Consider the following 24,863-nt stretch of genomic DNA (forward strand, 5'->3'; position numbering starts at 1 on the left):
GTCTCCCCCTCAAATTGGGCGGACACTTACAAGGTGAGCGCCGCCTGGTATTTTTGCTTTCCTCTGCCTTTGGCTGCCAGGGTCGGGATTCACGGCGCCACCTCCTTTCCTACAAAAGCCACTGCAAAGCTGTGTGCCTCCGGTCCTGCCCGGGGCCGCTTTTTTCCAGCGGCGGTGAAAAATCACGTGCTTTTGGGGCAAACCTCCCCCAAAATGTGGTATTCTACCAAATAGGGCGGAACGGCTTATCCGCCCATACGCAAAAAACGGCCGTGGGGACGATTCCCCGGCCATCCCACAAGCGGTGGCCCCCCATGGGGAGTTTTGGCAGGCCGCCCAGCCAATATGCCGGCGGGCCCCTGCTTCTTCCACAGCTTGCCTGTGGTTATTATACCAATCTCCAACCGTGATTGCAAGAGAAATACCGGGATTTTCCCGCAAAAATCCCCTTTTTAATACAAAATTCCGGTTTTAATCCCCCAAAATGAAGCCGGACGCCGTTTTTCACCCGATTGATGGCAATTTCCCGATTTTGATTCCCATGGAATTGGGCCCAAACGCCCGGCTGGATTCCCATGGGTGTTTTGGGCAAAAAACGGGAAAGACTAGTGAATGTTTCCCATTTGTGCGAAAGGAAGTTTTTTATGGGTGTCATCTCCCTTTTATTGGTTTGGGATGGGGTTTCCGCCATCCTCTCCTCCGTGCTGGGCCTCTACCTGGCGCTGCCCGATTTCCCCTACCATTGGCAGTACGCCCTGGGGACGCTGTTGGTGGCCTGGGTATTCTTTGCCCTCTTCGGTGCTTACCGGCGCAAACTGCGGCCCTCCATTTTCGCCATGCCCCTGCGGCTGGTGGGTGCCAGTTTGGCGGCAGGGTTTTCCCTCTCCCTCCTTTCAGGGGAATGGGGGGTGACGCCGGCGGTGCTCGTCCTGACCTTTACCCCCCTGTGCGCTCTGGCACTCGCTGGGCGGATCCTCCTCTCCAAGGACCGGCCCCAGCGCCAAGGGCCCATGAGGGCGGCGGTTTACGGAGCCGGGGAGCTGGGTTGCCTCCTGGTGGATCGGTTTGGCGGGATGCAAGGCCCCCGGCCGGTGCTCTTCCTGGACGATGACCCGGCGAAAAAAGGGACCCGCTACAAAGGGGTGCGGGTAGTGGGTGGGCTGGAAACCCTGCCCCGTTTGGCGGGCAAGGTGGATTGCCTTGTTGTGGCTATTGACCAGCTCTCCCCCCGGAGGCTCAAAAAGGCCATCCAGCTGGCGGCGGCCCAAGGTCTTCCCCTCAAGCGGTTCGGGCTCTTTGACCAGCAGGAGGAAATGTCCGCCGCACGGCTGGGGGAGATCCACCCGGAGGACCTCCTCCGGCGGGAAGCAGTAGCTCTGGATGCCACCCCCTTGCGCGCCTTGCTCGCCGGGAAAACAGTGCTGGTCACCGGCGGTGCGGGTTCCATAGGGTCGGAACTCTGCCGCCAAACCCTTCAGCTGGGGGCGGATCATCTCGTCGCGTTTGACATTTCGGAAAACGGACTCTTCCAGCTTGGCAGAGAGCTCTCTTCCCTCTACCCCGCTGACCGTTACACCTTGGAAGTGGGCTCGGTGCGGGACAAGAGCCGTATGAACCAGCTGATGGAACAATACCGCCCAGCCATCATCCTTCACGCAGCGGCCCACAAACACGTGCCCATGATGGAGGCCTGCCCCAGCGAAGCGGTAAAAAACAACCTCCTGGGCACCAAGACCGCGGCCGAGGCGGCGATTGCCGCGGGGGCGGAGCTGTTCGTCCTCATCTCCACCGACAAGGCGGTCAATCCCTCCAGCGTCATGGGGGCCACCAAACGGGGGGCGGAGCTCTGTTTGCAGCTGTTGTGGGGGCGGCATCCCGCCACCCGGTTCTGCGCGGTGCGGTTCGGCAATGTGCTGGATTCCCAGGGGAGCGTGGTGCCCATCTTCCGGGAACAGATCGCCCGGGGAGGCCCGGTGACCGTCACCCACCGGGAGATGCGCCGATATTTTATGACCATTCCGGAGGCGGTGCAGCTGGTGCTCCACGCCGCTGCCCTCAGCCATGGCGGGGAGACCTTTGTCCTGGATATGGGGGAGCCGGTGGCCATCTACGACCTGGCCTGCGACATGATCCGCCTGTGCGGCTACCGCCCCCACCAGGATATTGAAATCCAGTTCACCGGCCCCCGCCCTGGGGAGAAACTGCTGGAAGAACTGGAACTCCCGGAGGAGGAAACCCACCCCACCTCCTGCCCTCGGATCACCGCCTTTTCCTGGAGGGAATGGGCTTCCCCAGCAGCGGAGGGGCTGTTTGAGAAGCTCAAGGAAGCCGCCTCTGCCGGGGACGGTTCCCAGGTGCTCGCCCTGCTCCACCAACTGGTGCCCACCTACCGGTGTCCTCCTATCCAAGAGGAGCACACCATGTAAAAGAACAAAAAAGAGGATGGCTAACGCCATCCTCTTTTTCTCTCATTCATCCGCGCGGGGGGTTATCGGCAAAAATTTTCGATATAGCTCTCAATCGCCTGAGAGATCACCTCAATGGCGGCATCCCGGCCTTTGGCCTCCTCCACCGCGGTCTCCTTGCCTTCCAGGGACTTGTACACCTGGAAGAAGTGGGACATCTCACTGAAAATATGGGTGGGCAGTTCGGAGATGTCCTTGTAGCCGTTGTAGGTGGGGTCGTCAAAGGGGATGGCGATGATCTTCTCATCGTGGCGGCCGTTGTCAATCATGGAGATCACCCCGATGGGGTAGCAGCGGACCAGGGTGAGAGGATCGATGGCCTCGGAGCAGAGAACTAGCACATCCAAAGGGTCCCGGTCGTCGCCATAGGTCCGGGGGATGAAGCCATAGTTGGCCGGATAATGGGTGGAGGTATACAGCACCCGGTCCAGCATGATGAGGCCGGTTTCCTTATCCAGCTCGTACTTCTTCTTGCTGCCTTTTTCAATCTCAATGACCGCCATAAAATCTGTGGGGGAGACCCGCTTGGGATTGATGTCATGCCAAATGTTCATATCGTTCCACCATTTCTCCGGCGGCCTAGTTTCGGCACTGTCCGCCGCCGGACAGACAGGCCCACGCATTTTTCTGGGGGCAGATCGTTGCCACATCCTTATTATAAGAAAAACGGCGGGCGATTTCAAGGGAGATTGTATTTTTGCAGGGCGATACAGCCTTTGGCAAACCCTTGGAGCCGTTTTTTCGCCCCCTGAACCCGGCGGCAGGCAGCGGAAGGGCTGACCCCCAGCCGCTCCCCCACCTGGGCGAGGGTCAGGCCCTCTCCGTAATACAGGGTGATAGCTTCCCTCTGGCGGGCGGTCAGCTGGGTTTTCATCCCCTCCTGCAAAATGGCGCGGTAGAACTGGCGCTGGCGGCGGTTGTCCTCCCCCGTGGGCTCGGTCAGGTGGTCCAGGCTGTCGTATAAGGCGACCCGTCTCATCAGCGCTTGCCCAGATACCGGGCGATCTGCCCCATCGCCCAGTTGAGGTCTGCCACTTCCTCCCGCAGCATGCGGATGCGGCGATCCAGCCCATGGGAATCCCCCAGTTCCCCGGGCGGCGGCTGGGCAGAAAGCTGGGCAATCCGTTCCAGCAGCATCCGCCGGGATTCCCGGTACTCCTCCAAAAGGCGGCGCATTGGCACCTCCTCCTTTCCCATTGGTATGGCTTCATCCTACCGGAAAGAGGGCGTACAAAACGGTTTGTCCTCCATGGGATTTCGTAACAATTTGCCCGTTGTTTCTGGGGGGAAAGTGTGGTATTGTTAAAAAATAGTGGCAGTGTTTTATAGCATCCGGAAGGCCGGCTGTTTTTGCCCATCTGGCTTCCCCTTTCCAAGAGCTGTATGAAGGAAGATGGAGGCAGATTGGCCCCTATGTGGTCCAAAAAACACGGCGACATGGGCGGTACAAACCCATTGATTTTCTCCCTCCTCCACCAGCTGGATGGGGGATTGCAGCAGAGGCGGGGGGCATTCCCTCCGGCTTCGCTTAGAAAGGATGAGACAACATTGAAACGAGCTATTGTATTGGGCGGGGGCGGTTCCCGCGGCTCCTACCAGATCGGCGTCTGGGAGGCCCTGCGGGAGCTGGGCATCGATTACCAGATCGTCACCGGCACCAGCATCGGCGCCCTCAACGGCGCGCTGATGGTTCAGAACGACTTTGAAGCGGCCAAATCCATGTGGGAGACCATCCGATACGACTCGGTGCTGGGCTCGGTGTCGGAAGGGGATTTTGAATCTCTGGAAGGGGCTTCTAAAATTTTCAAAAGCTTCCTGCGGGATGCGGTCTCCAAAGGGGCGCTGGACATCGGCCCCTTGGAAAACCTGGTGCGCACCCATTTAAAAGAGGATGTGGTGCGCTCTTCCCCCATTGAGTTCGGCCTGGTGACAGTGGAGTTCCCCACCATCAAAGAGGTGGAGTTGACCAAGGAGGAAATCCCCGACGGGATGATGGCGGAATACCTGCTCGCCTCTGCCGCCTGCTTCCCCGCCTTTGAGACCCGCAGGATTGAAAACAGCAAATACATCGATGGCGGGTACCGCAACAACCTGCCCATCGATATGGCTGTAGAACTGGGCGCCAACGAAATCATCGCAGTGGAGCTGAAATCCATCGGCTTTATCCCCAAGCTCCAGGCCGGCGACGTGCCGGTGCGGTACATCCGCAGCTACTGGAATCTGGGGATTTTCCTCAACTTCGACAGCCCCCGCATCCTGCGCAACATGCGCCTGGGGTACCTTGACACCATGCGCTCTTATGGCAAAATCGAAGGGGTGGCCTACGCTTTTCCCCTGGGTTCCGCCCAGGCTAACTATGAGGCCATGAGGCCTGTCCTCCAAGAGATGGGCGCTTACCTGGATTTTGACGTCTCCCGCCAGGCCCGCAACCCCATGGAAAAACTGGTGAAGCTCCGCCTCTCCCGCCACCTGAAAGACGGCAAGCGGCTGCGGTTTGATTCCCCCCGGGTGGTGCAGCGGGCGGCGGAGATCGCCGGCGAGGTCCTTTCCCTTCCCCCAGCCCGGATGTATGAGTGGGAGGAGTTCAACACCCAGTTGATGGAACAGATGGATCAGCTGGAGCGGGTCTCGGTGGAAAAGCTGGAAACCTTAGTCCGCACAGTGCGGGACGCCCGCTCCGCCGCCGGTCTGACCGAGGAAATCAAATCTCTGGATGTGCGGCAGATCGCCGCCCTGTTCTGCGACTGGATAGACGAAGCCTGGAACGGCGGGAAAAATTACCTCTGGCTGGCCGCAGCCGCTGCCCCCAAGGAGTTTATCGCCGCCGCTTATCTCTATGGGCTGTATCTGCGCCGCCAAGGGGTTACGGGGAAGAGCATGGTCACCCTGGACACCAGACAGGTGGTGCTGAAGCCCCTGACCATCCGGGATTTAAACCGAGTCCACCAGCTGGCCAGCGACCCGGAAGTGGCCAAGAACATGCGCTTTTCGGTCCATAAGTCCCTGGAGGAGACCCGCCAGATGGTAGAGGAGTACCTGGCAGGGGCCAAAGACGGCAGCAAGTTCCCCTTCACTGTTTGGGCCAAAGAGGACGGCAGGTTTGTGGGGGTGTTTGTCATCAAGGGCGACCACCTGGAAGAGCGCCCCGGCGAGTATGAGATGACCGCCTTCTTCGGAAAAAACAGCTGGGGCCACGGCTACCTCACCGAGATTCTGGGGGCAGCCGCCGATTTCGTCTTCACTCAGCTGGATGGGGTCTGTCTGCGGGGCTATGTGCTGGAGCGGACCATCGGTTCCCAAAAGGCACTCCAGCGCAACGGCTTTGTATTGGAGCGGGAGATTTTCCGCGATGGGATGCCCTGCAAGCTCCAAGTCCACAAGATGGATCGCAGCCTGTATGAAGAGCTGCGCGGCCATGCAACTGAAGCATCGGGCAAATAAAAACATCCCCAGGCCGTCAAGGCCTGGGGATGTTTTTTTACGCGTTGAGGACTTTGCTCAAAAACTCTTTGGTGCGGGGGTTCTGGGGGTTGCCGAAGATGTCTTGGGGACTTCCCTGCTCGGCGATGACACCGCCGTCCATAAACAGGACCCGGTCGGAGATCTCCTTGGCAAAGCCCATCTCGTGGGTGACGATGACAATGGTCATCCCTCCCACTGCCAAGTCCCGGATGACCTCCAGCACCTCCCCTACCATCTCAGGGTCCAGGGCGCTGGTAGGCTCGTCAAAGAGCATCACATCCGGGTTCATGGCCAAGGCGCGGACAATGGCAAGCCGCTGTTTCTGCCCGCCGGAGAGCCGCTTGGGGTACTCCTGAGCCTTGCTTTCCAGCCCCACCTTGGCCAGCAATTCCATGGCCATCGCTTCTGCCTCATCCTTTGGCATCTTCTTCACCAGGATGGGGGCCAGGGTGATGTTTTCCAGCACGCTCTTGTGGGGGAAGACGTTAAAGTGCTGGAACACCATGCCCATTTTCTGGCGGTGCTTGTCGATGTCCACCCCTTTGGCGGTGATGTCCACCCCTTCAAAGAGGATTTGGCCCTCCTCTGGTTTTTCCAGCAGGTTTAGGCAGCGCAGGAAGGTCGACTTGCCGCTTCCCGATGGGCCGATAATGGAGACAACTTCCCCTTTGTGGATCTCTTCATTGATCCCCTTGAGGACGTGGAGCTCCCCGAAATATTTGTGCAGATTGGTTACCTTAATCACCGCGGCTCATTCTCCTTTCCAGCAGCACCACACCCTTGGAGAGGGTAAAGGTCAAACAGAAGTAGATCATTGCGACGATCATCAGCGGTTCCAGCGTCAGGTACAAAGCGCCCTTGATGGTGGCCTGCACCGTCATCAGCTCCCCGACGAAGAAGGTGGAACCCAGGGAGGAATCTTTGACGATCATGATGAACTCGTTGCACAGGGCGGGCAGGATGTTCTTGATGGCCTGGGGGAGGATGATTTCCCTCATGGTCATAGAACTGGAGAGGCCCAGGGAACGGGCCGCCTCCGCCTGGCCCACATCCACCGCTTGGATGCCGGCGCGGATGATCTCAGACACATAGGCCGCGCTGTTCAGGATCAGCGCCAGGATGACGCAGTACAGCGGCTGGATGTCCATGTGAAGGAGCTCTGGAAGCGTCAGATAGGACAGGGTGATCTGCAGCAGCATGGGGGTGCCGCGGATCACTTCCACATAGGCGGCGGCCACCCACCGCAGCGGTGCGAAATTGACCCGCCTGGCTAGGCAGATCAAGGAGCCTAGGATGGCCCCAAACAGCACGGTGAGGAACGCCATATACAGGGTCACGCCGGTGCCCTTGACGAACATCATGCCGTACCGGGATAATAAGCTAATGATGGTTGTGATGGTTTCCATCTGTTATACCCACCTCTTTATGGAAGTCTTTTGCCGGCAAAGAACCGATCCCCCGGAATGAGGCTCATCCCGGGGGGACCGCGTTTGCCTTGGCAAAGGACAAGATTTATTTCTGGTCTTGCTGCTGGGAGAGCGCCAACTCCTGAGCATCGGCCAGCCACTGCTCATACAGGTCTTTTTCCTGGGTTTCCTCAATAATCCGATTGATCTCAGCCACCAGTTCCGGGTTGCCCTTGGGGATGGCCACTGCGGAACCGTCGTTTTTTAGCTCCCAGGGGATGTCGGCCATCATCAGGTTGTCATAGGTCTCGCAGTAGCCATCGCCGGTGATGTTGGCGATGACCAAAGCGTCGATCTTCCCAGCTTGGAGCTGCATGACCCCGTCGCCCAGTTTGGCGATGGGCACAATGTTGGCGTCGGGCATCTTCTCCTTGGCGCCTTCCATCTGGATGGAGCCGTTCTGCGCTCCCACCTTAACCTCCGGTTTGTTGAGATCCTCCACCGATTGGAACTTCTCTGCGTTCTCTTTAAGGATCATAATGCCCTGCTGGCTGGTTTTCTTATAGGGGATGGAGAAGTCCATCTTCTCAGCCCGCTCCGGTTTGGAGGCGATGCCAGAGATGGCAATATCGCATTTGCCTTCGGAGACGGCGGCCAAAACCGAGTCAAAATCCATGGGCTGGATCACCAGCTCCACTCCAAGGGAGTCGGCGATGTACTTGGCCAGTTCAATATCCGAGCCCACATACTGCTCGTCTCCCTGGCCCATCTTCTCCAGGTCGATGAACTCATAAGGGGCGTAGTCCGGGCTGGTGACAAAGACCAGCTTGCCGGAGGATTTGATCTTCTCCAGGCGGTCAACCCCGCCGCTGGAAGACTGGCTGGACCCTTCGGAAGGGGTGCTGCTGGAATTTCCCTCGCCATTGCTGCAGCCGGCCAGGACAGAGGTCATGGTCAGGGTGGCGAGAATCAGAGCAAGAAGCTTTTTCATACGACAATCTCCTTTGAGCGATACTATCATGGATTGGGCGATTCCCCATCTTGAATATGTATACATTATATACGCATATTTATAACAAATCAAGTGGTTTTTTTCACAAGTTCACCCGGGGTTTCTTTGGCGTTTCTATGGTTTTTACACAACTTTCACCCAATCTTCGCCAACCGGTCAAAACCATAGGCAAGATTATGCAGAATATTTGCATAATATGTGGGAGGTCTCCGCCCCATCTGCTCCTGCAAAGACTGGCGGGAAGACCCATACAGGGCCTCCCCGCCGGCAATGGGATTACTCTTCTTTCTGCTGGGCGGCGAGGACCTGGGCCTCCTCCAGCCACTTCTCATACAGGCCCTGTTCCTTCACATCGCCGATGATGCGGTTGATCTCCTCCAACAGTTCCGGGTTGCCCTTGGGGATGGCTACGGCGGAACCGTCGCTGAACAGATCCCAGGGGATGTCGGCCATCATCAGCTCAGGGTAGCTGTCGCAATACCCTTGCCCGGTGGTAGTGGAGATGACCAGGGCATCGATCTTGCCGGATTGCAGCTGCAAAATACCGTCCCCCAGCTTGGCAATGGGCACAATATTGGAATCGGGCAACATCTGCTGGGCGCCTTCCATCTGGATGGAGCCGTTTTGGGCCCCCACTTTGACCTCTGGTTTGTTGACTGTTTCAACAGAGGTGTAGATTCCGCTGTCCTCTTTGCGGATCATGATGCCCTGGCTGTTTTCTTGTTTGTTCTTATAAGGGGTGGAGAAATCCATCTTTTCAGCCCTCTCCGGCTTGGAAGCGATGCCGGAAATGGCCATATCGCATTTGTTTTCGGTGACCGAAGCCAGAACCGAATCAAAGTCCATAGGGTGGATTTCCAATTCCACCCCCAGCTCTTGGGCGATGTACTTGGCCAGTTCAATGTCCGCACCCACATATTGGTCATCCCCCTGGCCCATTTTATCCAGGTCAATGAATTCATAGGGGGCATAATCCGGGCTGGTGACAAAAACAATCTTCCCCGCCTGTTTGATTTGTTCCAACCGGTTCTGCCCTGCAGAGGAACTGGGATTGGAGGCGGAGCTGGATTCCCCAGCACCGGAGTTGCTGCATCCGGCCATGGTTGCAGCCAGCGCCAAGGAAGCAAGGGTAAGGGCGAGCAGCTGTTTCATCTTCATAAGGATTCTCCTTTTTTGTTGGGATGCCAACCCAGTGGGGATGGTCTTGTTGAATTTATATACATTATATATACATATTTATTCTATATCAAGAGCTTTTTCCACCAAATAGCCGTAGATAAAAGAATATTTCTCTATATACATTGCATAATTATTCTATAAAATGCAATTCCCCTGTCATTTTCGAAATCCAAATCTTCCACAGTGAACAATTCCTGTCAAAAGTTCCCCTTCAAAACCGCGGACCCATAGGCTTTTCTCTGGCACTCCTTTGCCCTGTGCCGCATGGGCGCCTTCCAAGCGGGGCAAACTACTGGTGAGGTGATATGCATGTCTTATGTCAGCCCCAAGATGCGCCCCCGGTTTGAGACCCTCTCGGTGGATCTAAAAAATGAAATTCTCCGGCGGGATGTCCGCATTGAGACCCTCCACGACCTGATCGCCGTCTTGGAACAGATTGTGCAGGATGGGGAAACTGCTCCTTAACCGGGGTTCTTTCCCCTTTGGCAGAGATCGCCCGGCCAAGTTCCAAAACAGGGCATAACAAATCCCTCCGTCAAACGGGAAGACTGACGGAGGGATTTGTTATGCCAATGGATCTGCCTATCCCCTAGATTTTTGGCTCTTATGGGCCTGCAAATATTTGGCGGGCATACTCTCTACCAAAAGCTTGGCCATCTCCTCTGGAGGCTGAGCCATGCCGTCTGTAATCCATTCGGTAATCATCTGGGTGATCCCAGCAGCGGTGAATCGGATGGTAAACAGCATGGCGTCGTCACAGCGCTCCCGGCCACCCGCCATCCGCAGAAGGTTGTTTTGGCAACGCAGATAATACCCGTTATAAAAAGAATTGCATCCCGATGTAGTGATCACCTGTTGATAAAAAGTCTTGCTCCGGGCCATAAGCCGCAAGCAGACCACCCAGACATGGGTAATATCTGCATCCACGTCAATGAGTTCAAAAGCCAGACGGGTTTTTTCCTGATGAGTCCAGTCAATCAAATCGTATATATCCCGGAAATGGCGGTAGAAGGTCTGCCGGGAGAGGCCGCTTTCCTCAACAAGGTCAGTCACCCGAATTTTTGCAATGGGCTTTTGCTCCATAAGCCGTTCCAATGCTTCCGAAAATGCCCGTTTCGACTGTGCTTCCTTCAAACCTCATCTCCCTTTCTCTGCAAATTGTGACATCTTTCTTGTATTGTAACACACCTTTGGGCAAAGGGTCAATTCTATGAATTGTTTATGGAAAGAGAATCATAGAAAATAGTATTAGGCTATTTAGCTAAACTAGAAATGGAGGTAGTTATTATGTTCGGAAAAATTGCACAAGACGAAATCTTCGCCAAACAAGAAGAACTGATCGACCTGGCAAAAAAGATTTGGGAAAACCCTGAAATGAGTTTCCAGGAAGTCAAGGCCAGCCAATGGATTGCCGAATTCCTTGAAAAGGAAGGCTTTGCAGTAGAGCGCGCCTATGCCGGCGTACCCACTGCGCTTCGGGCGGTTTGGGGCAGTGGTAAGCCGGTGATCGGCTTCCTGGGGGAGTATGACGCCCTCTCCGCTCTGAGCCAGAAGGTCTCCACCCAGCGGGAAGCTGTTGTGGAAGGTGCACCTGGTCACGGATGCCAGCACAACCTGATGACTCCCGCCTGCATCGGCGCTGCTCTGGGGCTGAAAAAGGAGATGGAGGAAAAAGGACTTTCTGGTACTATTGTGGTATACGGCTGCCCCGCAGAGGAGGTTTTGACCGGTAAGGTCTTCATGGCCCGCGGCGGCGCCTTCCGGGAGCTGGATCTGGCTTTCTCCTGGCACGGCGGACCCTCCTGCGGCATGACCACCCTAGGCACCGTTACCACCGCTCTGAACAGCGCAAAATTCCACTTTAAGGGTGTTACCTCCCATGCGGCGGCAGATCCTCAAAACGGCCGCAGTGCCTTGGATGCTGTTCAGCTGATGAATATGGGCTGTGAGTTCCTGCGGGAGCATGTCACCGATGATGTGCGTATCCACTATGCCTTTACCGATGTCCCCAGCTCTCCCAATGTAGTTCCCGGCAAAGCCAGCGTTTGGTACTTCTGCCGTGCTCTTTCCCGTGAAGCAGTGGAAGATGCTTATGCACGTATTGTCCGGGTTGCAGAAGGCGCTGCCCATATGACAGATACCCAGCTGGAGGTGGAGTTCACCGGTGGCTGCTACGAGATGCTGAACAACAAAGTTCTGTTTGAATTGTGCAACCAGGTGGTCAAAGATGTTGTCCCCACTGTCTGGAGCCAGGAAGATATTGACTTTGCTAAAGCCCTGAACGAGCAGAGCCCCATCTACCAGAAAATGATAGATTCCGGCAAGATCAAAGCAGGCACCCAGCTGGAAGAAAACCTGGTATTTGACATGAATGAGACCCTTGTGTCCGGCGGCGGCTCCACCGATGTCGCAGATGTACAGCATATTTGCCCCACTATGATGTTGACAACTCCCTCCAGTTGTATCGGTGCCCCTGGACACAGCTGGCAGAATGCCGCTTGCGCTGGTCATTCCATCGGCATGAAGGGGATGCTCTATGGCGCCCGGGTTATGGCGGTAGCCGCTCTCAAAGCCGTAGAAGATCCTTCCATCATCCAAGCGGCCAAAGCTGAGTTTGAAGAAAAGACTGCTGGCCATCCCTATGTCTGCCCCATCCCGGAAGAGGTACCCGTTCCCTAAACAACAGATAAAAGCCGGCTTGCTTAACGCAAGCCGGCTTTTTTTAAACCAGAATTTAAACTGCCCACCAATGAAAAAATCCACCCAATCACAAGCCTAGATGGATTTTGGACTAAGGCGGCAAAATCGATTTTTGGGGTTGGACCAACCGGCCTTCTGGCCGGCGGCGCTTTTGCGCCGTAAATTCGGCGCGAAGCGGCGAATTGCGCAGGGCGGGCTTTGCCCACCTGAGCATTTAAATACCGGAGGGTGGAGCGACCAACGGGAGCGGAACCCAAAAAGAAAGACACGCCATCGGCGTGTCTTTCTTTTTGGAGCTGATGAACAGATTCGAACTGTCGACCTCTTCCTTACCAAGGAAGTGCTCTGCCTACTGAGCTACATCAGCATATGAAGTTGTCGGTCAACGTGTTTAATTATATCGGATTTGCCCCTATTTGTCAATAGCTTTTTTTCATTTTTTTTGACAATATCTTTGCTTGTTTTCCATATCCTTTTTTGCTGTTCCGCCCGTAAGTACCACTTCCCTTTAATAATTGGGAAAAGCCTTCCCCAATGTTATATGCCGATTTTTCTTTGCGGTCCAAGGCAATCCCTGGCACGGAAGATCAAGTTAGGCGGTAGGCCACCAAACAAAAAAAGCCGCCTAAGCTTCTTCACTTAAACGGCTTTTTGGCAGGGGCAGAAGGACTTGAACCCTCGGCACGTGGTTTTGGAGACCACTGCTCTACCGACTGAGCTATACCCCTATATTGGTGGGCCATCAGGGATTCGAACCCGGGACCGACCGGTTATGAGCCGGTTGCTCTAACCAACTGAGCTAATGGCCCATAAAACAAAGAAGAAAGAAGCTGTGGTACCGCCCAATGGCGATACCACAACCATTGGCTCCCCCTGTTGGGCTCGAACCAACGACCCTGCGGTTAACAGCCGCATGCTCTACCGACTGAGCTAAGGAGGAATATCTAGTCAACACAAATTATTATATCCAAACCTCCGTTGAATGTCAAGGATTTTTTTCAATTTTTATCAATACAAAAGAAAAAAGGGCTGTGCAAAAGCACAGCCCTTTGATACCGGCACTGATCTATCCTCCCAGGCGGTCTCCCGCCAAGTACTTTCGACACGGACGAGCTTAACTTCTGTGTTCGGAATGGGAACAGGTGGGACCTCGTCGTCATAAGCACCGATTGTATAGAAAGCCTCAATATGAGGCGTTCTCACAAGACGCTGTGGCGTTTTCCACAGCTAAGAAGAACACAAACGACCACATAAGTGGTCGTTTGCAGGATGCCGGCGTCGATCTATCCTCCCGGGCAGTCTCCCGCCAAGTACTTTCGACACGGATGAGCTTAACTTCTGTGTTCGGAATGGGAACAGGTGGGACCTCATCGTCATAGACACCGACTATATATCTGAAAGCTCCGCTAGGAAGCGATCATTCTTTTTGGTGACCCGTGCGGGACTCGAACCCGCGTTGCTGGCGTGAGAGGCCAGAGTCTTAACCGCTTGACCAACGGGCCGCATGGTGCACCATCAGGGACTCGAACCCGGGACCCGCTGATTAAGAGTCAGCTGCTCTACCAACTGAGCTAATGGTGCAGGGTTGGGTGAGCACAATACTCTGCACACTCAAAATTGAACAATGAAACTAAGAATCCAAAAGATTTTGGTCAAGCCCTCGACCGATTAGTACTGGCTAGCTAAACGCATCGCTGCGCTTACACATCCAGCCTATCAACCTTGTAGTCTTCAAGGGGTCTTACCTGTTAAAACAGTGGGATATCTTATCTTATGGTCGGCTTCACGCTTAGATGCTTTCAGCGTTTATCCGGTCCGCACATAGCTGCCCAGCTGTGCCACTGGCGTGACAACTGGTGCACCAGAGGTGCGTCCATCCCGGTCCTCTCGTACTAGGGACAGCTCCATTCAAATATCCTGCGCCCACGGCAGATAGGGACCGAACTGTCTCACGACGTTCTGAACCCAGCTCGCGTACCGCTTTAATTGGCGAACAGCCAAACCCTTGGGACCGAATACAGCCCCAGGATGCGATGAGCCGACATCGAGGTGCCAAACCTCCCCGACGATGTGGACTCTTGGGGGAGATCAGCCTGTTATCCCCAGGGTAGCTTTTATCCGTTGAGCGATGGCATTTCCACTCACATACCACCGGATCACTAACTCCAACTTTCGTTACTGCTCGAACCGTCGCTCTCGCAGTTAGGCTGGCTTATGCGTTTACACTCTAGGGCATGGTTTCCGTCCATGCTGAGCCAACCTTTGAGCGCCTCCGTTACCTTTTTGGAGGCGACCGCCCCAGTCAAACTGCCCACCTAACAATGTCCCCCAGCCAGATTCATGGCTGCAGGTTAGAATTTCAGTACTTCAAGAGTGGTATCCCAACGGTGGCTCCACCAGAACTGGCGTCCTGGCTTCCAAGCCTCCCACCTATGCTGTACATGAAATACCGAAATCCAATATTAGGCTACAGTAAAGCTCCATGGGGTCTTTCCGTCTAGCCGCGGGTAACCGGCATCTTCACCGGTACTACAATTTCGCCGGGAGGGCTGTTGAGACAGTGTCCAGATCGTTACGCCATTCGTGCGGGTCAGAACTTACCTGACAAGGAATTTCGCTACCTTAGGACCGTTATAGTTACGGCCGCCGTTTACTGGGGCTTCGATTCAATGCTCTCACATCTCCTCTTAACCTTCCAGCACCGGGCAGGCGTCAGCCCATATACGTCATCTTTCGATTTAGCATAGACCTGTGTTTTTGCTAAACAGTCGCCTGGACCTATTCTCTGCGGCTCACTCTCGTGAGCACCCCTTATTCCGAAGTTACGGGGTCAACTTGCCGAGTTCCTTAACAACCCTTCTCCCGTTGGCCTTAGAATTCTCTTCCTACCTACCTGTGTCGGTTTGCGGTACGGGCGCCTAAGATATACACAAAGCTTTTCTCGCCACCGTCCAAGCATGCTTCCCTACTAAATTTCGGTCCCTTACGCCCGGGGCTACCAACGCCCGGGTCATGCCCTTTCAATGTGTCCCTTTGCTTAAATCTTTTGGCGGCTACGGAATTTCTACCGTATGTGCATCGGCTACGCCTTTCGGCCTCACCTTAGCTCCCGGCTAACTTGGAGCGGACGAACCTTCCTCCAAAAACCTTAGGCATTCGGCCATTATGATTCTCACATAATTCTCGCTACTCATTCCGGCATTCTCACTTGTATGAAGTCCACGCCCGCTTCCGCTAACGCTTCACCCCTCATACAACGCTCCCCTACCACGCATCTTGCGATGCATCCCAAGCTTCGGTGATGATTTTAGCCCCGTTACATTTTCGGCGCAGGATCATTCGACCAGTGAGCTATTACGCACTCTTTAAATGTGTGGCTGCTTCTAAGCCAACATCCTGGTTGTTTTCACAATCCTACATCCTTCTCCACTTAAACCATCTTGGGGACCTTAGCTGTGGGTCTGGGCTTTTTCCCTTTTGACTGCGAAACTTATCTCACGCAGTCTGACTGCTGCAGTCGGCATTATCTGGCATTCAGAGTTTGATAGGGTTCAGTAACCTCTCGGCCCCTAGCCCATTCAGTGCTTTACCTCCAGTAATGATCTGCAACGCTAGCCCTAAAGCTATTTCGGGGAGAACCAGCTATATCCGAGTTCGATTGGAATTTCTCCGCTATCCACACCTCATCCGCCGCCTTTTCAACGGAGGTCGGTTCGGTCCTCCATGGAATTTTACTTCCACTTCAACCTGGACATGGATAGGTCACCCGGTTTCGGGCCCAATGCATGAAACTCTACGCCCTATTCAGACTTGGTTTCCCTTCGGCTCCGGACCTGAAGTCCTTAACCTTGCTACATACATTCGCTCGCCGGACCGTTCTACAAAAAGTACCTTATCACACATTGACGTGCTCTAAGTGCTTGTAGGCACAGGGTTTCAGGTTCTTTTTCACTCCCCTCCCGGGGTGCTTTTCACCTTTCCTTCACAGTACTATACGCTATCGGTCACTGAGGAGTATTTAGGCTTGGAGGGTGGTCCCCCCGACTTCCCACGGGGTTTCACGTGTCCCGCGGTACTCTGGATCCTGCTTGCTGGCTCTTCTTTTCACATACGCGACTTTCACGCTCTTCGGTGTGCCGTCCCATGCACTTCTGTTAAGATTTGCCATACATATTGCAGTCCGTAACCCCAAGGGTATTTCTACCCTTGGTTTGGCCTCTTCCGCGTTCGCTCGCCACTACTAGCGGAATCTCGGTTGATGTCTTTTCCTCGCCCTACTTAGATGTTTCAGTTCAGGCGGTTCCCCTCATACACCTATGGATTCAGTGTATGATACATGGGAATTACCCCATGTGGATTGCTCCATTCAGAGATCTGCGGATCAAAGCTTACTTGCAGCTCCCCGCAGCTTATCGCAGCTTGTCACGTCTTTCATCGGCTCTCAGTGCCAAGGCATTCGCCCTGCGCCCTTATTAGCTTGACCTTTATGCTTCGAATCTTTTGGTTCTGTTGTTTCCTCTGGCAATTGTAGTTTTGTTACCCAAATAAGAAAAATATTTGAATACTTCACTTTTACCTGATTTACAGATGTTTCATTGTTCAATTTTCAATGTACAGATTGCTTTTCTCAAGGAAAAGCTGGTGGGCTAAAGTGGACTCGAACCACCGACCTCACGATTATCAGTCGTGTGCTCTAACCAGCTGAGCTATTAGCCCATGTTTGGTCAGACTCGGTTATTCCCTCGTCTCCCGCAGCCTTTTTTCAAGGCTTTGGTGGAGATGAGGAGGATCGAACTCCTGACCCCCTGCGTGCAAGGCAGGTGCTCTCCCAGCTGAGCTACACCCCCATATTGGCAGGAGCCTCGGAAATCTTCCGCTTCTCACCCTTTGAGAACTCAAAACGAGCCCTCAAAATCGAACAACATTTAACTTTGATAATCCTTGCTGACCAGAGTAGATTCAACCGAATCTAAACTCCTTAGAAAGGAGGTGATCCAGCCGCACCTTCCGATACGGCTACCTTGTTACGACTTCACCCCAGTCATCAATCCCACCTTCGGCAGCGCCCTCTTTGCGGTTAGGCTACTGACTTCGGGTGTTACCGACTCCCATGGTGTGACGGGCGGTGTGTACAAGGCCCGGGAACGTATTCACCGCGGCATGCTGATCCGCGATTACTAGCAATTCCGACTTCATGCAGGCGAGTTGCAGCCTGCAATCCGAACTGAGACGACTTTTAGGGGTTTGCTCCACCTCGCGGTCTTGCTTCCCTCTGTTGATCGCCATTGTATTACGTGTGTAGCCCAGGTCATAAGGGGCATGATGATTTGACGTCATCCCCACCTTCCTCCGTTTTGTCAACGGCAGTCTCATTAGAGTGCTCAACTGAATGTAGCAACTAATAATAAGGGTTGCGCTCGTTGCGGGACTTAACCCAACATCTCACGACACGAGCTGACGACAACCATGCACCACCTGTCTTTGTGTCCCGAAGGAAAGCTCTATCTCTAGAGCCGTCACTCGATGTCAAGACCTGGTAAGGTTCTTCGCGTTGCTTCGAATTAAACCACATAATCCACTGCTTGTGCGGGCCCCCGTCAATTCCTTTGAGTTTCAACCTTGCGGTCGTACTCCCCAGGTGGATTACTTATTGTGTTAACTCCGGCACGGAAGGGGTCAGTCCCCCCACACCTAGTAATCATCGTTTACGGCGTGGACTACCAGGGTATCTAATCCTGTTTGCTCCCCACGCTTTCGAGCCTCAGCGTCAGTAAAAGCCCAGCAGGCCGCCTTCGCCACTGGTGTTCCTCCTAATATCTACGCATTTCACCGCTACACTAGGAATTCCGCCTGCCTCTACTTCACTCAAGAGCCCCAGTTTCGAACGCAGCTACCAGTTGAGCCGGTAGATTTAACATTCGACTTGAGACCCCGCCTACGCTCCCTTTACACCCAGTAATTCCGGACAACGCTCGCTCCCTACGTATTACCGCGGCTGCTGGCACGTAGTTAGCCGGAGCTTCCTCCTTGGGTACCGTCATTATCGTCCCCAAAGACAGAGGTTTACAATCCGAAGACCGTCTTCCCTCACGCGGCGTCGCTGCATCAGAGTTTCCTCCATTGTGCAATATCCCCCACTGCTGCCTCCCGTAGGAGTCTGGGCCGTGTCTCAGTCCCAATGTGGCCGATCAACCTCTCAGTCCGGCTACCGATCGTCGCCTTGGTGGGCCGTTACCCCGCCAACTAGCTAATCGGACGCGAGCCCATCTTTCAGCGGATTGCTCCTTTGATACCAGAATCATGCGGTCCCGGTATGTTATGCGGTATTAGCGTTCGTTTCCAAACGTTATCCCCCTCTGAAAGGCAGGTTGCTCACGTGTTACTCACCCGTCCGCCACTAGCTCTGGGGAGCAAGCTCCCCTCGGCTCGTTCGACTTGCATGTGTTAGGCGCGCCGCCAGCGTTCGTCCTGAGCCAGGATCAAACTCTTAGATAAATGGTATTAAAAACCCTTCCGGGCTTATAATCATTTAACCAAGCTTTGTTAGCTCAATTATCACGCTAGCGAATTTCTTCGCTTCGCAAAGTTTCTTTCGAAACTTCAAATTCATTTCAAGGGCTTATCTTGTAAGCTAAATGTTGTTCAATTTTCAAGGTCCGTTTGCTGTTCCCACAGCAGGTCTTTATTATATCACACTGCTTCGCTCTTGTCAACACTTTTTTCAAAACTTTTTTCAGGCCGCCAGGCCCAAATCCCTGTTTTGCTTTTTCAGTGCCGCCCTCACGAGACAGCCTTGATATCATATCACACTGTCTTGCATTTGTCAACACTTTTTTTGAAAACTTCTTTCAGGCCGCCAGGCCCGACCGCCGTTTCCTTTTGTCGTGTTGTCTCTCGCGAAACAGCTTAGTTATAATACCACACCCCTTCCCTTATGTCAACTCTTTTTTCGACAACTTTAGAAGAATATGCAGTTTATCTAAAATCATTCCCCTCAGAATAGAAAAACTGCCCGCAACACCTAAGAAAGCCATAGAAAAAGGGAGGGGAAAATTCTTCCCCATCCCCAATATCTATGATACATCTTTCCTTGACGGAGAGCGCCTTTTCCTATTTGTCTTTGCCCTCTATGTTTTTGATGGCCTGCTCCGGGGTGACATTGCCATACAGAATCGACAAAATCCCCTCGCCGTAGCGGTCCAGCATATAGAAACCGCAGTCGATGACCGTCTCCATGCTGTTGAGATCCATCTCGATGGGGCCACAGCAGGTGGTAACTTTATAGCGGACCTCGCCGTCCTCAAAATCCATCTCAAAGTTGCCGTGAATCAGGCCATAATTGACCCGAGTCAAGTACTCTGCCATGGCAAGGCGTTTATCCACCGGGATCTTGATGGGGAAAATGGAGTAGGTGATGAAGGTCTTATCATTCTGCACATCTGTGATGACCCGGCAGCCGTCTACGACTTTCAAGCTCATCCGCATATAGAAGACATTTTCATCCTCATTGTAGTCGTATTTCCATCCCTGGGAATCGTAGTAGGCTTTGACTGCTGTAGCAATGGCATTCATGGCATGTTCTCCTCTACTTTATTTTTCAGCCAAACGCTGCACAAGCTCCTCATCGGGGGTAACGATGGCGGTCTCATAGGTCTCATAGATCACCATGCCTGGCTTGGCTCCATTGGGCTTTTTGACATTTTTAATATAGGTATAGTCCACCGGGACACGGGTGGACTCCCGGGCTTTGCTGTTGTAGGCGGCAATCACCGCAGCCTCCTCCAAAGTGGAGTTGGGCACTTCCCGCCCGTCGCTGACCACCACGGTGTGGGAGCCGGGGATCTTCTGGGTGTGGAACCACACATCGTAGTTGCGGCTCTCCTTTAAGGTGAGCCGGTCGTTCTGCACATTGTTGCGTCCGCAGAGGATGGTAAACCCATCGCTGGACCGGTAACGCAATGGCGGGAGCTTCTCCTCTTTTTTGGCCTTTCCCTTTTGATGGCGCAGATAACCACCGTCCGCCAATTCCCGGCGGATAGCGTCCAGTTCCGCTTCGGTGCGTGCCCGAGCCAAGGAGTCGATCACTGCGTCGATGTACAACGCTTCCTGTTCCCCTTGGGCAATCAGTTCCACCAGCTTCTTCTCCGCCGTGTCCGCCTTGCGGTACTCGGTGTAATACTTTTGGGAATTCTGCACTGGGGTGAGCATCGGGTCCAAGGGGATGGCCACCTTGGGCATCCCCTCTTCATAATAATTCTCCACCACCGCTTCCCGGTCGCCTTTCTGGATGGCATACAGGTTGGCGGAGAGAAGCTCTCCGTAGATCTTAAGAGTCTCCCGGTTTTTGCATTCCTTCAACTCTTCCCGCTGGGAGGCCAACTTCCGGGCGATCCGTTCAGAAATGTTGGAAAGGGTCCGCACCAGATCCCCAGACCGCTGGCGCATCCTCTCCAGGGTATCCCGGTTTCCGTAGAAGGCGTCCAGCAGCTGGCTGTAGGTGGGATAGGTCCGGCTTTGGAGGGCCGAGCCGTACTGGCGCACCTCAATAAAGGTGAAATCTTTGGGCCGGCCGGAAGGCTCCACCAGCAAGGTGGGTACCCCGGTGTGTTCCCGCAGCTGGCGGATGAGGGCGGCTAGATAGAATTCCAGCCGGGAAAGCTGCTCCTGCCCCAGCTGCTGCACCCGCAGATCCTCCCCTTGGCCAGCGAAATAAGCCATCTCCCGGCAGACCAAAGGGGAAAAACCCTCCAGCACCTCCAGCAGCCGCTTGGAGAGGAGGATCTCCTTCTGGGTGTCCAACACCGCTTCCACCACCTGGGGGGCAGTGCATTCCGGGAGGATCCGCTTCTCCGGGCGGGGGGGCAGCTCGTACACCATGCCGGGCAGCACCTGCCGCACCGAGGACATGGTAAGGTCGATCCGCTTCACCGCGTCGATAACCCGGCCGTCGTTCCCAATTAGAATAATGTTGCTGTGACGGCCCATGATCTCAATGGCCAAGGTGAGGACCACCTCGTCCCCCATCTCGTTGACCGCACTGAATTTCAGGTGTAGGATGCGGTCCATCCCCACCTGCTCCACCCCGATCAGCTTGGCCGAGCCCAAATGCTTGCGCATCAACATGCAGAACATGGGCGGGGCCTTGGGGTTTTCCATGGCCATCTGGGTGAAGTGGACCCGAGCGGTATCCGCCCCGGCACAGAGGAGCAGCCTCACCGTCTGCCCATGGGCTCGAAATGCCACTGCGATCTCCTCCCGGGAGGGCTGGTAGATCTTGTCCACCCGCGCCCCCAGAAGGACCTCTTGTATCTCATATGCGATTTGGCTCAGCATTGCGCCATCCAGCGCCATCGGCTTCGCCTCCTTTGCTTCATTTCATCGGCGGGAGAGAATCCCCCGCTATAGGGTTTTGGCGGGATCTTTCCCCGCCTGGGCGAGCAGGAACTCCACTCCGGGGAACGCCTCCTGCAATTTCTCCTGGAGTTTGGTGAGCACCGGCGCTTCGGTGGCATAGTGCCCGCCATCCACTAAGGTCAGCCCCAGGGACTGGGCGGTCAGCAGCTGGTCGTGCTTCACATCGCCGGTGACCAAGGCATCTGCCCCCAGCCGGGCGGCCAGCTCCACCAAATCCCCGCCGGAGCCTCCGCAGACCGCCACCCGCTTCACCGGGCGGTTCCCTTCCACCAGGCGCACCCCGCCTTGGAGCCGCTCCTTCACAAATTGGGCAAACTCCCGGGGGGAGAAGGCGGTTTCCAGCTCGCCGATGCGGCCCAAAGATATGGTCTCCCGCACCGCCTGGTCTTCGAATAAGTCATAGGCCGGGACCTCATAGGGGTGGGTGGCTTTCATCGCCGCCACCACCGCGGGGATTTTGCTACGGGGGAGGATCATCTCCACCCGGGTCTCCTCCACCTGTTCCAGCCTGCCCACCTGCCCGATGTGGGGGCTTGCCCCCTCCAGGGGGAGGAAAGCCCCAACCCCGCCGGCGGAATAGGAACAGTGGCTGTAAGCGCCCAGTGCCCCCGCACCGGCATCCCCCATGGCTTTGGCCACCTTTCCAGCCTCTGCCTCAGGGGTGAATACCACTATTTTAACATAGTTCTCTTGGGAATTTTCGAAAGGTTGAAGCTTTTGCAAAGACAGCATTTCTGCCAGGGCGTCGTTGACCCCGCCCTCGGCCAAATCCAGGTTGGTGTGGGCACAGAGAATCCCCACTCCAAGGCGGATGGCCTCATACACGGGGGTGCCCCGCTCCACCTTTTTTAAGGGGTGGAAAATCACCGGGTGATGGGAGAGGATCAATTGCGCTCCCTTCTGGGCTGCCTCTTCCACCACCGGGCCGGTGGCGTCCAGGGCGAGAACCACCCGCCCCACTTCATCCTCCGGGGAGCCCACCAGCAACCCGCTGTTGTCCCAGCTCATCTGCCGGGCAAAGGGGGCAAACCCGTCTAAAAAACTGTAGATTGCACCGATGGTTGTCACGCTTTTCCCTCCTCTATCCACTGTTCCAGCCGCCGGATCACCTGGCGGTATTCTGCCGCCTCGGCCTCTCTTCCCGATGATTTTTCCAGCCCTTCCGCCCGTTCGGTCAGGTTGGCGGCTACCCGCTCCAAGTAAGCCGAGGTATCCGGGGAATCCCCTTTTCGCACCCCGCCCACAAAGCTTTCCAGAGGGGAGAGCTCCCGCTGCTCCCCGGTGTATTCCACCGAAAAAACGGTGTACACAAACCGGCCGCTGCGCACCGCCTGTTCCAGCAGGATGGCATAGCCCTCCCGGGCCAGGAACCGGCGCAGGTGTTCCGGCTTGGTCATGGGCTGGAGCACCAGGTGGAACTGAGGCGATTTGAGCCAATCCGCCCGGCGGATGATGTCGGCGATCAGGTCGCCTCCCATCCCGGCGATGATCACCTCTTGGGCGTCCTGGGGGCCGATGCCGGAAAGGCCGTCGGTGAGGACGCACCGGACCTTGCCCTCCAAACCGCAGCGGCGCACCGTCTCCCGGGATTTTTCCAAGGGCTGGGGGTTGATGTCGCAGGCGATGCCCCGGGGCACAATCCCCTTAGCCGCCAAATAAGAGATCAGATAGCCGTGATCTGCCCCTACGTCCACCGCGGGACGGCCGGGCCGCACCAGGGCGGCAATGGCTGAAAGGCGGCTGTCCAAAACCGGATATTCCATAGATTGTCCTCCTAAAGGGGCCCTGTTAAGGGCGGAACAAAAAATAGGCGTTCAGATTTTTCACCAGGGCCCCGCAGTCCTGTTTGTGGAGGCGGCAAGCTTGTTCCAACGTCTCCCGGGCGGCAGCCGGGCAGGTGCGGCAGTGCATTCCCAGCTGTTCCAGCAGGGCGGCCGGCCCTGCGTCCCGGTCCAGCACTTCTTTTACAATGGTGTCTTTGGTGATGGCTTTAGCCATGGGCTCGCCCCTTTCCTTTTGCTGCTTGTGGTTTCATTATAAAGCCCCAAAGGGATGCCGTCAACCGAAGGAAAACGAAAAAAAGCGCCCCGCACTTGGCGGGGCGCTTTTCCAACCAATAGAAAAGGTTATTCCCCTCTTCTCTTGGCAAAGCACTCACTGCAGTAGACCGGGCGGTCTTCCCGGGGCTGGAAGGGGACTTTGCAAGGTTTGCCACACTCGGCACAGACGGCGTCAAACATCTCGCGTTCCGGTTTGGCTGCATTTTTACGGGCGTCGCGGCAGGCTTTGCAGCGCTGGGGCTCATTGACGAAGCCCTTCTCGGCATAGAACTCCTGCTCGCCGGCGGTGAAGATAAATTCTTGCCCACATTCTTTGCATACCAGTGTTTTGTCAGTGTACATTGCTTTTCTACCTCGCTTATGAATAGATGATATCGCCTTGCCCCCGTGTTGGGGTAAAGCTATGCGATCCAGCCCGCTTGGGCCAAATGCTACAAAGGGATGTTTCCCCCTCACCAGAGGGTGGTACGAAGCTTTCGCCGAACGCGTTGCAGGGCATTATCCACAGCTTTGGCAGTAGAGTTGGTAGCAAGAGCTATTTCCTGGTACGAATAACCGCTGAGATATTGTTTGAGTGCCGCTTGTTCAAACGGGGACAACAGGGTCGAAAGCTGTTCTCGCCAACGGGATAAGGATTCCCGTTGGATGAAGATCTCCTCCGGGTCGCTGCCCGGGCTGGGGATTGGCCGTTCCCCTTCTTCCAAAGGGAATCCCGGAAGCTTGGGTGCGCGTTTTTCCCGGCCCTGCGCCTCCATGGCTGTGAGCATCCGGTTGAGGGCACAGCGGCTGGCAAAGGTTTTAAACGCAGCCTCCCGCTGGGGATCATACCGGCTGATGGCAAAAAGGAAACCGATCAGTCCCTCCTGGAGAAGGTCTTCCCACTCCATGCCGACGGGACAGATAGACCGGGCCTGGCGCCGGAGCACAGGCAGGTAATGGGCGATCAGATACGCCGCCGCATCTTCATCTCCCCTTTGGGCCAAATAGGCGGCCTCTTGATCGGTATATGGCGGTTCTGCGGCAGCGCCGCGGCCGGTTTTCTCCATAAAATTGTATCCTCAAGTTCATTGATCTCTCTGCACCTCTGATAGTATACCCTGCCTTTGGCAAAGTCAATACTTTTCAGAAAATACCCGAAAAATATGCAAATTACCCCTTTTAAATT

At 55.1% G+C, this 24,863-nt stretch carries 19 protein-coding genes, 8 tRNA genes and 4 rRNA genes; 4 read left to right on the forward strand and 27 right to left on the reverse strand.

Going from position 1 to position 24,863, the window contains the following annotated elements; genetic code table 11:
* Positions 1-644: 644 nt before the first annotated feature.
* Positions 645-2,426, forward strand: a complete 1,782-nt coding sequence (locus BQ5353_RS03865) for a nucleoside-diphosphate sugar epimerase/dehydratase (RefSeq protein ID WP_071427348.1) — start codon at positions 645-647, stop codon at positions 2,424-2,426.
* Between the two features lie 62 nt (positions 2,427-2,488).
* Here BQ5353_RS03865 and BQ5353_RS03870 read toward each other — a convergent pair whose 3' ends face one another.
* From BQ5353_RS03870 to BQ5353_RS03880, 3 genes are all read right to left on the reverse strand, one after another.
* Positions 2,489-3,019 carry an inorganic diphosphatase gene (locus BQ5353_RS03870; protein WP_071427349.1) on the reverse strand — a complete coding sequence of 177 codons (531 nt, stop codon included), beginning with the start codon at positions 3,017-3,019 and terminating at the stop codon, positions 2,489-2,491.
* Positions 3,020-3,144: 125 nt separating this feature from the next.
* Entirely contained in the window at positions 3,145-3,444 is a 300-nt protein-coding gene (locus BQ5353_RS03875; RefSeq protein ID WP_054330685.1) for a sigma-70 family RNA polymerase sigma factor, read from the reverse strand.
* Positions 3,444-3,641, reverse strand: coding sequence for a hypothetical protein (locus tag BQ5353_RS03880; RefSeq protein WP_054330684.1), 198 nt, complete (start codon positions 3,639-3,641; stop codon positions 3,444-3,446). Before BQ5353_RS03880 ends, BQ5353_RS03875 begins: the two co-directional genes overlap by 1 nt.
* 372 nt (positions 3,642-4,013) lie before the next feature.
* Between BQ5353_RS03880 and BQ5353_RS03885 the strand changes: the two genes are divergently transcribed.
* Positions 4,014-5,906 (forward strand): GNAT family N-acetyltransferase, encoded by a 1,893-nt coding sequence (locus tag BQ5353_RS03885; RefSeq protein WP_071427350.1) that lies wholly within the window; start codon positions 4,014-4,016, stop codon positions 5,904-5,906.
* A 37-nt stretch (positions 5,907-5,943) separates the two neighbouring features.
* Here the strand turns inward: BQ5353_RS03885 and BQ5353_RS03890 are convergent, their stop codons facing one another.
* From BQ5353_RS03890 to BQ5353_RS03905, 4 genes are all read right to left on the reverse strand, one after another.
* Positions 5,944-6,672, reverse strand: coding sequence for an amino acid ABC transporter ATP-binding protein (locus BQ5353_RS03890; protein ID WP_054330682.1), 729 nt, complete (start codon positions 6,670-6,672; stop codon positions 5,944-5,946).
* Positions 6,665-7,333 carry an amino acid ABC transporter permease gene (locus tag BQ5353_RS03895; RefSeq protein ID WP_231358627.1) on the reverse strand — a complete coding sequence of 223 codons (669 nt, stop codon included), beginning with the start codon at positions 7,331-7,333 and terminating at the stop codon, positions 6,665-6,667. The genes BQ5353_RS03890 and BQ5353_RS03895 overlap by 8 nt, the downstream gene beginning before the upstream one ends.
* 106 nt (positions 7,334-7,439) lie before the next feature.
* Positions 7,440-8,324, reverse strand: coding sequence for a transporter substrate-binding domain-containing protein (locus BQ5353_RS03900; RefSeq protein WP_054330681.1), 885 nt, complete (start codon positions 8,322-8,324; stop codon positions 7,440-7,442).
* 297 nt (positions 8,325-8,621) lie between these two features.
* Entirely contained in the window at positions 8,622-9,503 is an 882-nt protein-coding gene (locus BQ5353_RS03905; protein WP_071427351.1) for a transporter substrate-binding domain-containing protein, read from the reverse strand.
* A gap of 330 nt (positions 9,504-9,833) precedes the next feature.
* On the opposite strand from BQ5353_RS03905, the gene BQ5353_RS13180 reads away from it, so the two are divergent.
* Positions 9,834-9,989: a hypothetical protein gene (locus BQ5353_RS13180; protein ID WP_054330678.1), complete on the forward strand. Its 156-nt coding sequence runs from the start codon at positions 9,834-9,836 to the stop codon at positions 9,987-9,989.
* A gap of 117 nt (positions 9,990-10,106) precedes the next feature.
* Here BQ5353_RS13180 and BQ5353_RS03910 read toward each other — a convergent pair whose 3' ends face one another.
* A complete protein-coding gene (locus tag BQ5353_RS03910; protein WP_054330677.1) occupies positions 10,107-10,658 on the reverse strand; it encodes a TetR/AcrR family transcriptional regulator in 552 nt (183 codons plus the stop codon).
* Between the two features lie 153 nt (positions 10,659-10,811).
* Between BQ5353_RS03910 and BQ5353_RS03915 the strand changes: the two genes are divergently transcribed.
* Entirely contained in the window at positions 10,812-12,203 is a 1,392-nt protein-coding gene (locus BQ5353_RS03915; protein WP_054330676.1) for an amidohydrolase, read from the forward strand.
* Between the two features lie 312 nt (positions 12,204-12,515).
* Here BQ5353_RS03915 and BQ5353_RS03920 read toward each other — a convergent pair.
* The 19 genes from BQ5353_RS03920 to BQ5353_RS04010 all read right to left on the reverse strand — a co-directional run bounded on the left by BQ5353_RS03920 (position 12,516) and on the right by BQ5353_RS04010 (position 24,744).
* Positions 12,516-12,591, reverse strand: a tRNA-Thr gene (locus BQ5353_RS03920).
* A 285-nt stretch (positions 12,592-12,876) separates the two neighbouring features.
* Positions 12,877-12,952: transfer RNA gene (locus BQ5353_RS03925), tRNA-Trp, on the reverse strand.
* Between the two features lie 4 nt (positions 12,953-12,956).
* Positions 12,957-13,033: transfer RNA gene (locus tag BQ5353_RS03930), tRNA-Ile, on the reverse strand.
* 55 nt (positions 13,034-13,088) lie between these two features.
* Positions 13,089-13,164 (reverse strand) — tRNA-Asn (locus BQ5353_RS03935).
* A gap of 113 nt (positions 13,165-13,277) precedes the next feature.
* A 5S ribosomal RNA gene (gene rrf / locus BQ5353_RS03940) occupies positions 13,278-13,394 on the reverse strand.
* 100 nt (positions 13,395-13,494) lie between these two features.
* Positions 13,495-13,611 (reverse strand): 5S ribosomal RNA (gene rrf / locus BQ5353_RS03945).
* Positions 13,612-13,651: 40 nt separating this feature from the next.
* Positions 13,652-13,726 (reverse strand) — tRNA-Glu (locus tag BQ5353_RS03950).
* A 3-nt stretch (positions 13,727-13,729) separates the two neighbouring features.
* Positions 13,730-13,805, reverse strand: a tRNA-Lys gene (locus BQ5353_RS03955).
* Positions 13,806-13,872: 67 nt separating this feature from the next.
* Positions 13,873-16,707 (reverse strand): 23S ribosomal RNA (locus BQ5353_RS03960).
* A 156-nt stretch (positions 16,708-16,863) separates the two neighbouring features.
* Positions 16,864-16,940, reverse strand: a tRNA-Ile gene (locus BQ5353_RS03965).
* A 55-nt stretch (positions 16,941-16,995) separates the two neighbouring features.
* Positions 16,996-17,071, reverse strand: a tRNA-Ala gene (locus tag BQ5353_RS03970).
* Between the two features lie 135 nt (positions 17,072-17,206).
* A 16S ribosomal RNA gene (locus BQ5353_RS03975) occupies positions 17,207-18,719 on the reverse strand.
* The 16S, 23S and 5S rRNA genes sit together here with 8 tRNA genes alongside, the layout of an rRNA operon.
* Before the next feature lie 615 nt (positions 18,720-19,334).
* Positions 19,335-19,796 carry a YbjN domain-containing protein gene (locus BQ5353_RS03980; RefSeq protein ID WP_054332550.1) on the reverse strand — a complete coding sequence of 154 codons (462 nt, stop codon included), beginning with the start codon at positions 19,794-19,796 and terminating at the stop codon, positions 19,335-19,337.
* An 18-nt stretch (positions 19,797-19,814) separates the two neighbouring features.
* On the reverse strand, positions 19,815-21,575 hold the full coding sequence (locus BQ5353_RS03985) for an Rqc2 family fibronectin-binding protein (protein ID WP_071427352.1): 1,761 nt from the start codon (positions 21,573-21,575) through the stop codon (positions 19,815-19,817).
* 48 nt (positions 21,576-21,623) lie between these two features.
* On the reverse strand, positions 21,624-22,706 hold the full coding sequence (locus BQ5353_RS03990) for a Nif3-like dinuclear metal center hexameric protein (protein ID WP_054332551.1): 1,083 nt from the start codon (positions 22,704-22,706) through the stop codon (positions 21,624-21,626).
* On the reverse strand, positions 22,703-23,401 hold the full coding sequence (locus tag BQ5353_RS03995; RefSeq protein ID WP_054332552.1) for a tRNA (adenine(22)-N(1))-methyltransferase: 699 nt from the start codon (positions 23,399-23,401) through the stop codon (positions 22,703-22,705). The genes BQ5353_RS03990 and BQ5353_RS03995 overlap by 4 nt, the downstream gene beginning before the upstream one ends.
* Positions 23,402-23,426: 25 nt before the next feature.
* The gene (locus BQ5353_RS04000) at positions 23,427-23,636 is read right to left on the reverse strand and encodes a DUF1858 domain-containing protein (RefSeq protein ID WP_054332553.1); all 210 of its coding nucleotides are present in this window, start codon (positions 23,634-23,636) and stop codon (positions 23,427-23,429) included.
* A gap of 128 nt (positions 23,637-23,764) precedes the next feature.
* Entirely contained in the window at positions 23,765-24,040 is a 276-nt protein-coding gene (locus tag BQ5353_RS04005; protein ID WP_054332554.1) for a zinc-ribbon domain containing protein, read from the reverse strand.
* Positions 24,041-24,150: 110 nt separating this feature from the next.
* Positions 24,151-24,744, reverse strand: a complete 594-nt coding sequence (locus BQ5353_RS04010) for a sigma-70 family RNA polymerase sigma factor (protein ID WP_054332555.1) — start codon at positions 24,742-24,744, stop codon at positions 24,151-24,153.
* Positions 24,745-24,863: the final 119 nt, after the last annotated feature.

It is taken from the genome of Merdimmobilis hominis (assembly GCF_900104615.1).
Lineage (GTDB): Bacteria > Bacillota > Clostridia > Oscillospirales > Ruminococcaceae > Merdimmobilis > Merdimmobilis hominis.